Consider the following 14,164-nt stretch of genomic DNA (forward strand, 5'->3'; position numbering starts at 1 on the left):
CGGGGCCGGGGCCTCAGCTGCCGTGCAGCATCAGCGCTATGCCGCCCACCATCAGCACGCTCGCCGCGGTGCGGGGCCAGCCGAAGCGCTCCTTGAAGAAGACGGCACCGATCGCGGCCCCCGCGATGATCGAGGACTCCCGCAGCGCCGCCACCGGCGCCAGCGGCGCCAGCGTCTGCGCCCACAGCACCAGCCCGTACGCCAGCACCGACAGCGCGCCGCCCAGCAGCCCGCGCAGCGCGATGGGGCGGAGCTGCGCGGCCAGCTCCCGGCGGCGGGTGGCGATCGCCCATACGGGGATCGCCAGGCCCTCCAGGAGCATCAGCCATGCGATGTAGCCGAGCGAGGTGCCGGAGGCCCGTACGCCCACCCCGTCCACGACGGTGTACGCGGCGATGGCGAGCCCCGTGCACACGGCGGCCGTCAGCGCGGGCCACTGCGGCCCCGCGCCGCTGCGCCCCTTGCCCCGCAGTCCCCACAGGGCGACCCCGACCAGCCCCGCCGAGGCCAGCAGTACCCCGGCGAGCTGCCAGTGGTCGGGCATCTCGTGCACGAAGACCGCCGCGAGCACGGTGACCACCAGCGGCGCCGTACCCCGTGCGATGGGGTACATCTGCCCGAACTCCCCCATCCGGAAGGAGCGCATCAGCAGCGCCTGGTAGACGACGTGCAGCGCCGCCGAGACGAGGAGGGGCAGCCAGGCGCCGGCGGCCGGCAGCGGTACGAAGCAGGCCAGCACGGCGCCGCACAGGCTGCCGCCACCGCCGACCAGGGTGAAGGCGAGCAGCTGGTCGCGGATGCCGTGCGCCAGGGCGTTCCAGGTGGCATGGATGAGCGCCGCGGCCAGCACCGCGGCGACGACTATCGGCGTCACCGGTCGCCGTCCACTGCGCCCGTGCGGGGTGAATGCGTCATGCACGGGACGCTACCGCCGGGTTGACCTGCCCCCTTCCTGCGGGGGTGCCGACGCCCACCCGCCCCTGAGGGGACGGGTGGGCCGAGCATGCGCGGGGATCAACCCCCGGCGGATTCCAGGACCTTGCGGACGACGGGTCCCGCGTTGTCACCACCGTGTCCGGAGGCGGGCACGACGGCCGCGGAGGCGATGTCACCGGAGTACGCCGTGAACCAGGCGTTGGGCTTCTTCTGCCCGTCAACCTCGGCGGAGCCGGTCTTGCCGCCCACGTCACCGCTGAGCCCCGACAGGGCCTTGGCGGCGGTACCGCTGGTGGCGGTGAGCTTCATCAGTGCCTTGAGGTCCTTCTGGACGCCGGGCTTCATGGCGCGCGACGCCTTGGCGAGGGTGCGCTTGTCGAGGGAGGCGGACACCAGGAACGGCTGCTTGAAGGCGCCGTTCTGCACGGTGGCGGAGACGGACGCCATGGTGAGCGGGTTCATCCGCACGCCGCCCTGGCCGATGAGGGAGGACGCCATCTGGGCGTCGGACTGCACGGGGACGCTGCCGTCGAAGGTGCCGGTGCCGGTCTTCCAGTTGAGGCCGATGCCGAAGACGTCGCGGGCCTCCTTGGTGAGGTCGTCGTCCTTCAGCTTGGGCGCCTGGGTGATGAAGGCGGTGTTGCAGGAGCGGGCGAAGCTCTGCGCGAAGCTGCCGTTCTTGATCTGGAACTTGTCGAGGTTCTGGAACTTCCAGCCGCCGTACGTCGAGTACTTGGGGCACGGGTGCGGCTTGCCGGGCGAGGTGATGCCCTTGTCGAGCAGCATCGCGGTGGTGACGACCTTCATGGTGGAGCCGGGGGCCAGCGAGCCGCGCAGGGCGCTGTTGAAGCCCTTGGCGGGGGAGTTGGCGATGGCCAGGATCTCGCCGGTGCTGGGCTTGACGGCGACGACGGACGCCTTCGGCTTGCCGCGTACGGCGGCCTCGGCCGCGCGCTGCACCTTGGCGTCGAGGGTCGTCTTCAGCTTGCCCGGGGTGGGCTTGGACAGCTGCCGCAGCACGGACTTCGTCTTGCCCTTGGAGTCGACGATGCGGGTCTGCACACCCGGCGAGCCGTCGGTCTTGTCGCCGTAGCGCTTGCCGATGTCGCGGATCACGTCGGCAAGGGTGGGGTAGGTGTCCGTGCTGAGCGTCGAGCCGTCGCGGTCGACCGCGGTGACGGGCGGGGTGCCCGACTCGTCGGTCCTGATCGTCTGGCCGTCCTTGAGCTTGGGATGCAGCACGGACGGCTTCCAGTCGACGACCGGCTCGCCGGTGCCGGAGGACCGGACGATCTCCAGCGCGGAGTCGTACGTCCAGGCGGAGCGCTTCTGGCCGTAGGCGACCCGCGCCGCTACGTGGAAGGGCACCTTTTCGCCGTCGGCCGCCCTGGGCGTGACGGCGACCTTGGAGATGTGGGCCTTGCTGCGGAAGGCGGCCAGCGCCTTGCCGGCCGTTCCGGGGTCGTCGGTCAGCTTGGCGGCCTTCCGCGGCTCGCCGCCGGCCCAGGCACCGAGGAACTCCTTCGCGGCGGTGCGCACTTCCTGCGCGCTCAGCGGGCCCTTCTTGACCTTGCGCGGCGCCTTGCCCTCGTCGTCGGCGGCGACGGTGCTCTTGGGCTCCTCACCGTCGCTGTCGACCAGGGCGTAGACGCCGACGCCGGTGAGCCCGACGACGACGGCGGCGACCCCGCCGATCACGGCCATCTTCTGTGTGTCGCGCATCCGAGTTCTGCCCCTCCACCCCGCCTTGGCCTTGTGCGGCCGAAGTCCTGACGCGAGGCACCCTAGAGCACGTCCATGACAGAACGTGTCCTGGTATGCCCGTTCGGCCCCTTCTTCCGCGGATCTGGCTTCCAGGATTCACCGGTTCCGGGAAACCCTGCCTAAGAGCGGAACCACCGCACCGCGGCGGCCGCGCGCCCGCAGCCCTGAGGCAGACGAGCAGCGTGGGGCGATCGGTTCCAGATCACGGCCATGTGTCCGAATCGCGATCTTCGAGTCATCCGAACGTTGTGCTGCGTTCAGTCCGCGGACACCTTCAGATCCACGAATCCAGCCACATCCGGTGCCGCCACTCCCCCAGCGGAATCGTCTCTCCGGTGTAGATCGGCCAGAAGTAGACGAAGTTCCAGACGATGAGCAGCCCGACGACGCCCACCGTGATCACGCCCATGGTGCGCCGTCTGTCGTCCGTACCCGGTGGTCCGGCCAGCGCGCCGGCCGCCATGGCCAGGCCGAGGCACAGGAAGGGGAGGAAGATCACGGCGTAGAAGAGGAAGATGGTGCGCTCCTGATAGGCGAACCAGGGCAGATAGCCGCCCACCACCCCGCACAGGATCGCGCCCGCGCGCCAGTCGCGGCGGAAGAACCAGCGGTAGAAGACGTAGACGAGCGCGGCGCAGGCGGCCCACCACAGCACCGGGGTGCCCAGCGCGAGGACTTCCCGGGCGCAGCCCTCGGCCTTGTCCGTACAGCCGTCGGTGCCCGCCTTGGGCGACTCGTAGAAGAAGGAGACGGGACGGCCCAGGACCAGCCAGCTCCACGGGTTCGACTGGTAGGTGTGCCCCGATGTGAGGTTGACGTGGAAGTCGTAGACCTCGCTCTCGTAGTGCCACAGGCTGCGCAGCGGTCCGGGCAGCCAGCCCCAGGGGCCCGCGGCGCCCTGCTTGTCCGCCCAGTCGCGGAAGTAGCCCCCGGACGTGGCGAACCAGCCCGTCCAGGAGGCGATGTAGGTGACCACCGCGACCACCGGCAGCGAGACGAAAGCGGGCAGCGCGTCCTTGCGGAGCATCGCCACGAGGGGCCGCGAGGCGCCCGCGGTGCGGCGCGCGCCCATGTCCCACAGGACGGTCAGGATCCCGAACGCGGCCAGTACGTACAGCCCGTTCCACTTGGTGGCGCAGGCCAGCCCCAGACACACCCCGGCCGCCAGCCGCCAGGGCCGCAGGCCCAGGCCCGTCCGGTCGCCCACGAAGGCGTCCGGCAGCGGCACACCGGTGTCGGGCCCCTCGTCGGTGCCGCCGCATGGCAGCCGCCCCGCGAGCCGTTCCCGGGTCCGGTCACGGTCGACGAGCAGCGCGCCGAACGCGGCCAGCACCCAGAACATCACCACCAGGTCCAGCAGCGCGGCGCGGCTCATCACGAAGTGCAGCCCGTCCACCGCCATCAGGGCGCCCGCCAGGCACCCCAGCGCCGTCGAGCGGAACAGCCGGCGCCCGATACGGCACAGCATCAGCACCGAGAGGGTGCCGAGCAGCGCCATCATGAACCGCCAGCCGAACGGATTCAGCCCGAAGAGGGCCTCGCCGAGCCCGATGATCCACTTGCCGACGGGCGGGTGGACGACGTACGAGCCCTCCGGCGAGAGGGGGATGCGCTGCGGATCGCCCAGGATCTTGTCGTTGGCGTTGTCCGGCCAGGTCCCCTCGTACCCGTGGTGGATGAGCGACCAGGCGTCCTTGGCGTAGTACGTCTCGTCGAATATGACGGCGTGCGGGGAGCCCAACTGCCAGAAGCGCAACGCCCCCGCCACCAGCGCGACCAGCAGCGGCCCGCCCCAGGCCGCCCAGCGCGCCAGCCGCAGCGACACTTCGGGGGCGAGCCCGAAGACGGCGCCCGGCCGCGGATCCGGTTCCGGGAACGGCGGGGTGAGCCGTTCACGGACACCGGCGCGTGGCCGGGCCGCATAGCCGAACCGGCGCAGCCGCGCCTGCCACCTGGGGAGCCTCGGGGGGCCGTGCCCGCTCCCGGTGCTGCCCTCGCAGTCCGGGCTGTCAGGCCCGCCCTGTTTGCGGTCGGCGTCCCCCACGGTGTCACTGGTCGTCACGCGGGCCATCGTAGGGATCGCGGGGGCGCCGTGTGCGAGCGCGTCGCCGCCGGTGCGCGGTCGGACGGGTGATGCGGCCAGGACTGCCGGTGGACGCTGCGAGGATGGACGGGTGACTGGAACCCTCGTACTCGCCGGAACCCCCATCGGCGACCCCTCCGACGCCCCGCCGCGGCTCGCGGCCGAGCTGGCCGCCGCCGATGTCGTCGCCGCCGAGGACACCCGGCGGCTGCGCAAGCTGACGCAGGCGCTGGGTGTGACACCGGCCGGGCGAATCGTCTCCTACTTCGAGGGCAACGAGGCCGCCCGTACGCCCGAGCTGGCCGAGGCACTGGTGGACGGGGCGCGGGTGGTGCTGGTGACGGACGCGGGCATGCCCTCGGTCTCGGACCCGGGCTACCGGCTGGTGGCGGCGGCCGTGGAGCGCGGGGTGCCGGTCACCGCCGTCCCCGGCCCCTCGGCGGTGCTGACGGCGCTGGCGGTCTCCGGGCTGCCGGTGGACCGGTTCTGCTTCGAGGGATTCCTGCCGCGCAAGCAGGGCGAGCGGCGCAGCAGGCTGCGGGAGGCGGCCGAAGAGCGGCGCACGCTGGTGTATTTCGAGGCTCCGCACCGGCTGGAGGCCACGCTCTCCGCCATGGCCGAGGTCTTCGGCGCGGAGCGGCAGGCCGCCGTCTGCCGGGAGCTGACCAAGACCTACGAGCAGGTACGGCGTGGTCCGCTGGGCGAGCTGGCGCAGTGGGCCGCCGAGGGCGTGCGCGGCGAGATCACCCTCGTCGTACGGGGTGCCGAGGCGCCGGCGGCGGGCGAGGCGGACGCGGCTGAGCTGGCCCGCCGGGTGGCGGAGCGCGAGCAGGCGGGCCAGCCGCGCAAGGAGGCGATCGCGGAGGTGGCCCGCGAGGCGGGCGCACCGAAGCGGGAGGTCTTCGACGCGGTGGTCGCCTCCAAGAACGCCGCAGGAACCTCCCGGCCGGGCGCCGGCCCGGGCCCACGAGGGCGGGCAGCCGAGTAAAGAAGTTGCGCGGTAAAGCAAAGGGAAGGTCCATGGAAGCCTTTTACCTTGACGCTTCGCCCAAATTTCCCCAAACGAAGGAAAAGCACTACTGAGCTTCCTTCCGGTGCGCTCATACGAGGAGTCCACTGGCAGTGGGCGTCATTCGCCCCCCAGGAAGGAGCTGCCATGAAGGACGAGAGCGGCATCGGCAAGGACATCGCCGACTCTGCGCGGAAAGCGGTGCACGAGGCGTACGCGTTCGCCTGCATGAAGTGCGGGCACGGGTGGGAGCAGGAGTACGAAATACAGCACCTGGAATACACCGACGGCAGGCCCTTGGTCGTGTATTACGAGGACGGCAAACGCGTTCCCTCGCCGCTCACCAAACCCACGTGCCGCTTTTGTGACGGACACATCGTCCGCATCATGCGTTCGGGGCGCGTCTCCATCGCGGAGTCAGCACTTCCGCACCACTGAGGGGTCACCTCGCTGAGGGGTCGCCTCCCCCGGAAGGCGAACAGCACCGCGCTTTATCATCGCCGGTATGTCCACCTCCGCGACCCCGAACAGCGCAGCGAGCTCAGCAGCGACGAACGCCGCGAAGGCTCGGGCGGCGCAGGCACCCCCGCCGCCGCCCGAGCCGCTCGCCGTTCCGGTCGCGGACTCCCACACGCACCTGGACATGCAGGAGTCCGCGGTCGCCGACGCGCTCACCGCGGCCGCCGCCGTGGGTGTGACGACGGTCATCCAGGTCGGCTGCGATCTGGAGCGCTCACGGTGGGCCGCCGAGACGGCCGCCGCGTGGAAGAACGTCTGGGCCGCCGTCGCGCTGCACCCGAACGAGGCCCCCAGGCTGAGCGCCGAGGGCGGCGAGGAGGCGCTGGACGAGGCGCTCGCCGGCATCGAGAAGCTCGCCGCGCTCCCCCACGTACTGGCCGTCGGCGAGAGCGGCCTGGATTACTTCCGCACCGGCCCGGAGGGCGTCGCCGCGCAGCAGCGCTCCTTCCGCGCCCACATCGAGCTGGCCAAGCGGCTGGACAAGGCCCTGGTCATCCACGATCGCGAAGCGCATACGGACGTGCTGCGCATCCTGGACGAGGAGGGCGCCCCCGAGCGGACCGTCTTCCACTGCTTCTCCGGCGACGCCGAGATGGCCCAGCTGTGCGCCGCCAAGGGCTACTTCATGTCCTTCGCCGGGAACATCACGTTCAAGAACGCGCAGCCGCTGCGGGAAGCGCTCGCCGTGGCGCCGCCAGAGCTGCTGCTGGTGGAGACGGACGCACCGTTCCTGACCCCCGCGCCGTACCGGGGCCGCCCCAACGCGCCCTATCTGATCCCCCTCACGCTGCGCGCCATGGCCCGCACCAAGGGCATGGACGAGGAGCGGCTGGCCCGGCATGTCGCGGCGAACACGGCGCTGGCCTTCGGCTACTGAGGCACCGGCCCCTGCTGCTGCGGGCCGGGCCCGGGCGGCGGTCTCCGCGGCCCGTGCGCGGCCGTAAACTGACGCGGTGAGCGCTGCCCCTTCCGACCCGTCCACCACGCCCGACGCCTCCGGCAGCGGCGTGCTGCTCGGCCCCGCAGAAGTGCGGGAGCTGGCGGAAGCGCTGGGGGTGCGGCCCACCAAGCAGCGCGGCCAGAACTTCGTCATCGACCCGAACACGGTGCGCCGCATCGTGCGCACCGCCGAGGTCCGCGACGACGACGTCGTCCTGGAGGTCGGCCCCGGGCTGGGCTCGCTCACCCTGGCGCTGCTGGAGACGGCGGCACATGTCACCGCGGTCGAGCTGGACGACGTGCTGGCCGCCGCCCTGCCCGCGACCGTACGGGCCAGGCTGCCGGAGCGCGCCGGGCGCTTCTCCCTGGTGCACGAGGACGCGCTGCGGGTCACCGAGCTGCCCGGACCGGCGCCGACCGCGCTGGTAGCCAACCTCCCCTACAACGTGGCCGTTCCCGTGCTGCTGCACCTGCTGGCGACGTTCCCGAGCATCGCCCGGACGCTGGTGATGGTGCAGTCCGAGGTCGCCGACCGGCTGGCGGCACCGCCGGGCTCGAAGGTGTACGGGGTGCCGTCGGTGAAGGCCGCGTGGTACTGCGAGGTCAAGCGCGCCGGGGCGATCGGGCGGAACGTCTTCTGGCCCGCGCCCAACGTCGACTCCGGGCTGGTCTCGCTCGTACGACGCACGCACCCGCCCGCGACCGCCGCGAGCCGCGAGGAGGTGTTCGCCGTCGTGGACGCGGCGTTCGCCCAGCGGCGCAAGACGCTGCGGGCCGCGCTCTCCGGATGGGCGGGCTCGGGCGCCGCCGCTGAGCAGGCGCTGCGCGCGGCCGGTGTCTCCCCGCAGGCGCGCGGGGAGTCGCTGACCGTCGCCGAGTTCGCCGCGATCGCGGAAGCCGGCCCGCGCCGTCACAGCACGCAGGCGGACGACGGCCGGAGCCAGGTGGACGACGACCGGAACGGAGACGAGGAGCACACCGCGTGACGCAGCCAGCCGCCGCCGCCCCCGCCGGGCCCACCAGGACGGTCACGGTCCGGGTTCCGGCCAAGGTCAATGTGCAGCTGTCGGTCGGCGGGCTGCGCCCCGACGGCTTCCACAGCCTGGCCAACGTCTTCCTCGCCGTCGGCCTGTACGACTCGGTCAGCGCCACCCGCGCCGACGTGCCCCGGCTGACCGTCTCCGGACCGGACGCCGCGCTGGTGCCGCAGGACCGCACCAATCTGGCGGCGCGCGCCGCGGAGCTGCTGGCCGAACGGCACGGGCTGGCGCCCGAGGTGCATCTGCACATCGCCAAGGACATCCCCGTCGCGGGCGGCATGGCGGGCGGCAGCGCGGACGCCGCGGGCGCCCTGCTGGCCTGCGACCGGCTGTGGGGCCTGAACACCCCGCGCGAGGAGCTGCTGGGGCTCTGCGCCGAGCTGGGCTCGGACGTGCCGTTCAGCTTCGCGGGCGGTGCCGCGCTCGGCCAGGGCCGGGGCGAGATACTGACGCCGCTGGAGGTGGGCGGCACCTTCCACTGGGTGTTCGCCGTCGCGGACGGCGGCCTGTCCACGCCGGACGTCTACCGCGAGTGCGACCGGCTGCGGGAGGCGGACGGTACCGGCTCCTCGGTGGCCGACGTACCCGAACCGGTCGCCTCGGAGCCGCTGTTGGCCGCACTGCGCGCGGGCGACGCACCGGCGCTGGCCGCAACCCTGCGCAACGACCTCCAGCCCGCCGCGCTCTCGCTGCGGCCCTCCCTCGCCGAGACCCTCAACACCGGGCTGGCCGCAGGCGCGTTGGCGGCGCTGGTCTCCGGCTCCGGCCCCACCTGCGCCTTCCTGGTGACCGACGCCGACTCCGCTGCCCGTACGGCGCACACCCTCACCGCCTCCGGCACCTGCCGTACCGCTCGCGCCACCTCCGGCCCGGCCCCGGGTGCGACGGTGGTGTGACAGGGCGCCCCCCGAAGGGGCGCGGGGAACTGCGCGACCAGCCGAAGCGAACCCGCAGCCTGCGGACGGCGGACAGGGGCTGCCCCCTCCTCAGCAGGCGGCGCCCATCGCGGAGCGCAGCGCGCGGATCAGGGCCTGCGGGCGCGGGTCGCTGGTGACCGAACGGTGCAGCGCACCAGTGACGTAGCCGAAAGAGATCCCCGTCTCCGGGTCGGCGAAGCCGAGGGAGCCGCCCCGCCCGGGGTGGCCGAAGGAGCCGGGGCCCAGCAGCGGGCAGGCCGGGCCGTGCAGCATGTAGCCGAGGCCGAACCGGGTGCCCACGATCAGCACCCGGTCGGCTCCGTCCGACTCCAGGGAGCGGGCCTGGGTCAGGGTCGCGGGGGTGAACAGGCGGCGGGCCGTACCGAGAGGGCTCAGCAGCGCCGCGTAGAACGCGGAGAGGGAGCGTGCCGTGGCGATGCCGTTCGCGGCGGGGAGTTCGGCGGCGCGGTAGGCCGGGTCGTTCTCGTCGGGCTTCGGCGCGATGGCACCGAAGGCGCGGCGGGTGAGCGAGCCGGGGTCGGTGTAGGCATCGGTCACCGAGCGCTTGGGGCGGGTCCGCAGCGCGCCGGGCTCCGGCGCGGGCGCCTCCCGTTCGGCGACCCGAGCCACCCGGCCGTCGGCCGCGATCCCGTCGGGCAGTCCGATCCACAGATCGAGCCCGAGCGGCCCGGCCACCTCGTCGGCGAACCAGCGCCCCAGGGTGCGGCCGCCGCTGGCGCGTACCACCAGTTCGCCCAACAGCCAGCCGAAGGTGTGCGGGTGGTAGCCGTGCGCCGTGCCCGGCTGCCACTCGGGGGCCTGTGCGGCGAGCGCACGTGCTGCCCGGCCCGGCTCCAGCACCTCCTCGGGGGTGAGCGGGACTTCCAGCACCGGCAGTCCGGCGCGATGCGCCAGCAGGTGGCGGACCAGGACGCGTTCCTTGCCCGCCGTCTTGAACTGCGGCCAGTACGAACCGACGGGCGCGTCCAGATCCAACTGGCCGCGCTGGTGCAGCAGATGCGGGACGGCCGCCGCCAGGCCCTTGGTCGCCGAGCGGATCACGACTGCGGTGTCCTCGCTCCAGGGTGCCGCGTCGGGGTCGGCCGGGTCGGTGCTGCCGCCCCACAGGTCGACGACTTTGCGGCCGTCCCGGTGCACGGCCAGCGCCGCTCCCTGCTCGCCGCGCTGCTCGAAGTTGCGTATGAAGGCGTCCCGGACGGGCTCGTACCCGTCCGCCACCGTGCCGTGCACCGCCACCACTGTGTGAACGACCTCTGCCACGTTTCCTTCGCTCCTGTCGCCTGAGGGCGCTTTTGTGACGCCGCGCCCCCATGGTCCTACGTGGGTGATGGTCTCTGGCGAGGGGGTGCCCCTGCCCGTCGTCTGCAGGCTGCGGCTGCGTCGTGGCTTGTCGCGCCGTTCCCGCGCCCCTTACGGGGCGCGTCCCCTGTGCTGCGAAGCTTGGGCAGTCTGCGCCAGGGGCGCAGGGTGGGCAAGCGCAGCCCCCCATGCCGGGCACGCAAGACGACAGGCCCTATGCCACTGGCGCCGTCACCGAGCGAGGGTCGAATCCGAAGGGCAGCTCCAGACGATGTGCCCGCATCAGCTCCGCGTCGGAGAGCAGCTCCTGCGTCGTGCCGTCAGCAACCAGCACCCCGTCGCTGAGCACCACCGACCGTGGGCACAGTTCCAGCGCGTACGGCAGATCGTGGGTGACCATCAGCACCGTCAGATCGAGCGAGCGGATCAGATCCGCGAGCTCACGGCGGGCCGCCGGGTCGAGGTTGGAGGAGGGCTCGTCCAGTACCAGGATCTCGGGGCGGCCGGCCAGCACGGTGGCGACCGCGACCCGGCGCCGCTGGCCGAACGAGAGGTGGTGCGGGGCCCGGTCCGCGTACTCGGCCATCCCGACCCGCTCCAGCGCCTCGTGCACCCGCGCCTCCAGCTCGGCGCCGCGCAGCCCGGCGGCGGCGGGCCCGAAGGCCACGTCCTCCCGGACGGTCGGCATAAACAGCTGGTCGTCCGGGTCCTGGAAGACGATGCCGACCCGGCGCCGGATCTCCGCCAGATTGGGGCGTTCGGCCTTCAGCCCGGCGACGGTGACCGACCCGGCGCCCGGCCTCAGGATGCCGTTCAGATGCAGCACCAGCGTGGTCTTGCCGGCGCCGTTGGGGCCGAGCAGCGCGACCCGCTGGCCGCGCGGCACGGTCAGATCGACGCCGAACAGCGCCTGGTGGCCGTCCGGGTAGGCGTAGGCGAGGCCGCGCACTTCGAGCGAGGGAACCTCGGCAGGTCCCTCAGGGACGCTTTCGGCAGTGGAGCTCACAGGGTCCATCCCAACAGGCAGATCGCGAGGGCGGTCAGCGGCAGTGCTGCCGAACGGGCCCACTCCGTCCGGCCGGCGGGCCCGTCGCCGAGCGCGGCCGGCATGGTCCCGGCGTAGCCGCGGCTGAGCATCGCCAGGTGCACCCGTTCACCGCGCTCGTAGGAGCGGATGAACAGCGAACCGGCCGACTTGGCCAGCACCCCCCAGTGCCGGGGCCCGCGTGCCTCGAAGCCGCGGGAGAGGCGGGCTGTACGCATCCGGCGCATCTCGTCGCTGATGACATCGGCGTAGCGCACCATGAACGTGGCGATCTGGCATAGCAGCGGCGGCATCCGCAACCGCGCCAGCCCCAGCAGGAGTTCGTTCAGCCCCGTCGTCGAGGCGAGCAGCACCGAGGCGGCCACTCCGAGGGTGCCCTTGGCCAGCACGTTCCACGCGCCCCACAGTCCGGACTCGGACAGCGACAGGCCCCAGACGCTGATCCGCTCCCCCTCCGCGACGAACGGCAGCAGCACCGCGAACGCCACGAACGGCACCTCGATCGCCATCCGGGTCAGCAGATGGCGCGGCGGCACCCGGGAGACGGCGGCGACGGCCGCCAGCAGCACCGCGTACGCACCGAACGCCCACACGGCCTCGCGCGGGGTGGCGACGACCAGGACGACGAAGCAGAAGACCGCGGCCAGTTTGCAGTGCGCGGGCAGCGCGTGCACGGGCGAGTGGCCGTGCTTGTAGAGCTTGTGCGCGTGTCCGGCACCCATCTCGGCCGCCCTCCCCTAGCGCTCGGCGGCGGGCACCGAGCCGGCGGACCCGGCCTCGGTCGCCTCGGCCGGGGACCGGTCACGGCGGCGGCGTACGACGAGGAAGACGCCGGAGCCCACGGCAAGGGTGGCGCCCACCCCGATGACGCCTGCCAGACCGCCGGAGAGCCGGGTGTCGGCGATGTCCTTCACCCCGTAGTCCGCCAGCGGGGAATCCTCCGCGGCGTGCTTCTGCTCCTTCTTGTCGATGCCGTTGTCGGCGGCGACCTTCTCCAGCCCGTCGGGGCTGGACGAGGCGTAGAAGCTGAGCCCGCCCGCGCACAGCAGGGTGACGACGAGACCGCTGATCCACAGCGGACGCAGGGAGCGGCGGCGAGCGGCAACAGGCGCCGGGGCGGGGTCGGGGGCGGGCCCGGGCGCCGCGTCCTGGCCGGCCGACAGCGGCGAGGGCCGCAACTCCAGCCGTACGGCGAGCCGGTCGCGCGCCGCGTACACCAGGTCGGGGCGGACGGCCGCCACGGCGCCCACGGTCGCGGCGGTGATCACGGCCTCGCCGATGCCGATGAGGACATGCACCCCGACCATCGCGCCGAAGACCTTGCCCAGCGCGACATCGGTCGTCCCGCCGAGCGCGTAGATCGCGGTGAAGGCGACCGCCGCCGCCGGTACGGAGACGAGCGCGGCGACGAAGGACGCGCCGGTCACCATGGAGCGCCGGCGCGGCAGCACCCGCAGCAGCCCGCGGAAGACGGCGTAGGCGACGAGGACGGTCACCACACCCATGTCCGTGATGTTGGTGCCCAGCGCCGTCAGCCCGCCGTCCGCGAACAGCACGCCCTGGAGGAGCAGTACGACGGAGACGCACAGCACACCCGTGTACGGCCCCACGAGTATCGCGGCCAGCGCACCGCCCAGCAGATGGCCGCTGGTGCCCGCCGCCACCGGGAAGTTGAGCATCTGGACGGCGAAGATGAACGCGGCCACCAGCCCTGCCAGCGGCGCCGTCCGCTCCCCCACCTCGCCCGGGCCGCCGTCCAGTTCGCGCCGGGCGCCACGCAAGGAGACGGCGACGGCTGCGGCAGCGACGACTCCCGTACCGGCCGAGACGGGGGCGTTGATGAATCCATCAGGTACGTGCATCGAGGCGCTCCGCTTTCTCACGGCTTCTCACAACGGCCCGGCAATGGCCTGGCAGTGGCCGTCTCCAGCCTTTTGAGAATACCGGCCAGATGCAAAGAATTCGCAAGAGGGCGATTGGAATGCCCGGATTGGGAGGGGACGTCAGTCCCTGTCCCCTGGCCTGTGGTGGAGCTCACCAGGCTTGCTGGGTGACTGAGCCGCTTTGCTGAGCGTCTGACAGGGCGAAGGGGCAACCCGGCCCGAGCGATGAGCGCACCGGGAACCCCCGACCCAGAGGAGCAGATGTGTCCAAGGTCATCACCCGCACCGTGCAGGCTCAACTGATCACCCGGCCGCCCGCGACCCGGCCTCTCGCACCTGCTCTCCGCTACGAGACGGACGACCCGCTGGCCGTGCGGATCGTCTTCCCCGCCGAGATCTCCCTCGACGGCGCGGAAGTCGCCTGGGCCTTCTCCCGCGATCTCCTCACCGAGGGGCTGCGCGGGCCCGCGGGCGAGGGCGATGTCCACATCTGCCCCTGCGGTCAGGAGCGGACGGTGATCGAACTGCACGCCGGCGAGGGCGTCGCGGTCCTGGAATTCCGCGCCGCCGACCTGGGCGCTTTTCTGCGCCGCACCTACGACCTGGTCCCGGCCGGCGCCGAGACGGCCCTCCTGGACCTGGAGGAGGGCTTTGCGGCACTGCTGCGCGGCGTGTGAGAGGGCCGGCGGGTGAAACGGCCGACGTGTGA

13 protein-coding genes are annotated in these 14,164 nt (G+C 72.6%); 6 read left to right on the plus strand and 7 right to left on the minus strand.

The window, feature by feature from the left end; all coding sequences use genetic code 11:
- Nucleotides 1-13 precede the first annotated feature (13 nt).
- The 3 genes from ACTWQF_RS22205 to ACTWQF_RS22215 all read right to left on the minus strand — a co-directional run bounded on the left by ACTWQF_RS22205 (nt 14) and on the right by ACTWQF_RS22215 (nt 4,771).
- Complete coding sequence (locus ACTWQF_RS22205) at nt 14-874, minus strand: EamA family transporter (protein WP_443281428.1); 861 nt, start codon at nt 872-874, stop codon at nt 14-16.
- A gap of 140 nt (nt 875-1,014) precedes the next feature.
- Nucleotides 1,015-2,658 carry a penicillin-binding transpeptidase domain-containing protein gene (locus tag ACTWQF_RS22210; protein WP_443281362.1) on the minus strand — a complete coding sequence of 548 codons (1,644 nt, stop codon included), beginning with the start codon at nt 2,656-2,658 and terminating at the stop codon, nt 1,015-1,017.
- Nucleotides 2,659-2,974: 316 nt separating this feature from the next.
- Complete coding sequence (locus ACTWQF_RS22215) at nt 2,975-4,771, minus strand: dolichyl-phosphate-mannose--protein mannosyltransferase (protein WP_443281363.1); 1,797 nt, start codon at nt 4,769-4,771, stop codon at nt 2,975-2,977.
- 103 nt (nt 4,772-4,874) lie between these two features.
- Between ACTWQF_RS22215 and rsmI the strand changes: the two genes are divergently transcribed.
- The 5 genes from rsmI to ACTWQF_RS22240 all read left to right on the plus strand — a co-directional run bounded on the left by rsmI (nt 4,875) and on the right by ACTWQF_RS22240 (nt 9,186).
- Entirely contained in the window at nt 4,875-5,771 is an 897-nt protein-coding gene (gene rsmI / locus ACTWQF_RS22220) for a 16S rRNA (cytidine(1402)-2'-O)-methyltransferase (RefSeq protein ID WP_443281364.1), read from the plus strand.
- A 168-nt stretch (nt 5,772-5,939) separates the two neighbouring features.
- Nucleotides 5,940-6,230: a hypothetical protein gene (locus ACTWQF_RS22225; protein ID WP_443281365.1), complete on the plus strand. Its 291-nt coding sequence runs from the start codon at nt 5,940-5,942 to the stop codon at nt 6,228-6,230.
- A 67-nt stretch (nt 6,231-6,297) separates the two neighbouring features.
- Nucleotides 6,298-7,188: a TatD family hydrolase gene (locus ACTWQF_RS22230; protein ID WP_443281366.1), complete on the plus strand. Its 891-nt coding sequence runs from the start codon at nt 6,298-6,300 to the stop codon at nt 7,186-7,188.
- Nucleotides 7,189-7,264: 76 nt separating this feature from the next.
- Nucleotides 7,265-8,236, plus strand: coding sequence for a 16S rRNA (adenine(1518)-N(6)/adenine(1519)-N(6))-dimethyltransferase RsmA (gene rsmA / locus ACTWQF_RS22235; protein ID WP_443281367.1), 972 nt, complete (start codon nt 7,265-7,267; stop codon nt 8,234-8,236).
- Nucleotides 8,233-9,186 carry a 4-(cytidine 5'-diphospho)-2-C-methyl-D-erythritol kinase gene (locus tag ACTWQF_RS22240; RefSeq protein ID WP_443281368.1) on the plus strand — a complete coding sequence of 318 codons (954 nt, stop codon included), beginning with the start codon at nt 8,233-8,235 and terminating at the stop codon, nt 9,184-9,186. The genes rsmA and ACTWQF_RS22240 overlap by 4 nt, the downstream gene beginning before the upstream one ends.
- 90 nt (nt 9,187-9,276) lie before the next feature.
- Here ACTWQF_RS22240 and ACTWQF_RS22245 read toward each other — a convergent pair whose 3' ends face one another.
- From ACTWQF_RS22245 to ACTWQF_RS22260, 4 genes are all read right to left on the minus strand, one after another.
- The gene (locus ACTWQF_RS22245; RefSeq protein WP_443281369.1) at nt 9,277-10,488 is read right to left on the minus strand and encodes a serine hydrolase domain-containing protein; all 1,212 of its coding nucleotides are present in this window, start codon (nt 10,486-10,488) and stop codon (nt 9,277-9,279) included.
- Nucleotides 10,489-10,741: 253 nt separating this feature from the next.
- Nucleotides 10,742-11,542: an energy-coupling factor ABC transporter ATP-binding protein gene (locus ACTWQF_RS22250; RefSeq protein WP_443281370.1), complete on the minus strand. Its 801-nt coding sequence runs from the start codon at nt 11,540-11,542 to the stop codon at nt 10,742-10,744.
- Complete coding sequence (gene cbiQ, locus ACTWQF_RS22255) at nt 11,530-12,294, minus strand: cobalt ECF transporter T component CbiQ (protein ID WP_443281371.1); 765 nt, start codon at nt 12,292-12,294, stop codon at nt 11,530-11,532. Before cbiQ ends, ACTWQF_RS22250 begins: the two co-directional genes overlap by 13 nt.
- A 15-nt stretch (nt 12,295-12,309) precedes the next feature.
- Complete coding sequence (locus ACTWQF_RS22260) at nt 12,310-13,434, minus strand: energy-coupling factor ABC transporter permease (RefSeq protein ID WP_443281372.1); 1,125 nt, start codon at nt 13,432-13,434, stop codon at nt 12,310-12,312.
- A gap of 284 nt (nt 13,435-13,718) precedes the next feature.
- On the opposite strand from ACTWQF_RS22260, the gene ACTWQF_RS22265 reads away from it, so the two are divergent.
- A complete protein-coding gene (locus tag ACTWQF_RS22265) occupies nt 13,719-14,132 on the plus strand; it encodes an SsgA family sporulation/cell division regulator (protein WP_443281373.1) in 414 nt (137 codons plus the stop codon).
- The last annotated feature ends 32 nt before the right edge of the window (nt 14,133-14,164 follow it).

This window comes from Streptomyces sp. 8N114, from assembly GCF_052245835.1.
Classification (GTDB): Bacteria; Actinomycetota; Actinomycetes; order Streptomycetales; family Streptomycetaceae; genus Streptomyces.

Excerpts from the sequence above, each read along its gene's own strand:
- ACTWQF_RS22210 (WP_443281362.1), bottom strand. The coding sequence starts at position 2,658 with ATGCGCGACACACAGAAGATGGCCGTGATCGGCGGGGTCGCCGCCGTC.
- ACTWQF_RS22225 (WP_443281365.1), top strand. The coding sequence starts at position 5,940 with ATGAAGGACGAGAGCGGCATCGGCAAGGACATCGCCGACTCTGCGCGG.
- ACTWQF_RS22260 (WP_443281372.1), bottom strand. The coding sequence starts at position 13,434 with ATGCACGTACCTGATGGATTCATCAACGCCCCCGTCTCGGCCGGTACG.
- ACTWQF_RS22230 (WP_443281366.1), top strand. The coding sequence starts at position 6,298 with ATGTCCACCTCCGCGACCCCGAACAGCGCAGCGAGCTCAGCAGCGACG.
- cbiQ (WP_443281371.1), bottom strand. The coding sequence starts at position 12,294 with ATGGGTGCCGGACACGCGCACAAGCTCTACAAGCACGGCCACTCGCCC.
- ACTWQF_RS22215 (WP_443281363.1), bottom strand. The coding sequence starts at position 4,771 with ATGGCCCGCGTGACGACCAGTGACACCGTGGGGGACGCCGACCGCAAA.
- ACTWQF_RS22250 (WP_443281370.1), bottom strand. The coding sequence starts at position 11,542 with ATGGACCCTGTGAGCTCCACTGCCGAAAGCGTCCCTGAGGGACCTGCC.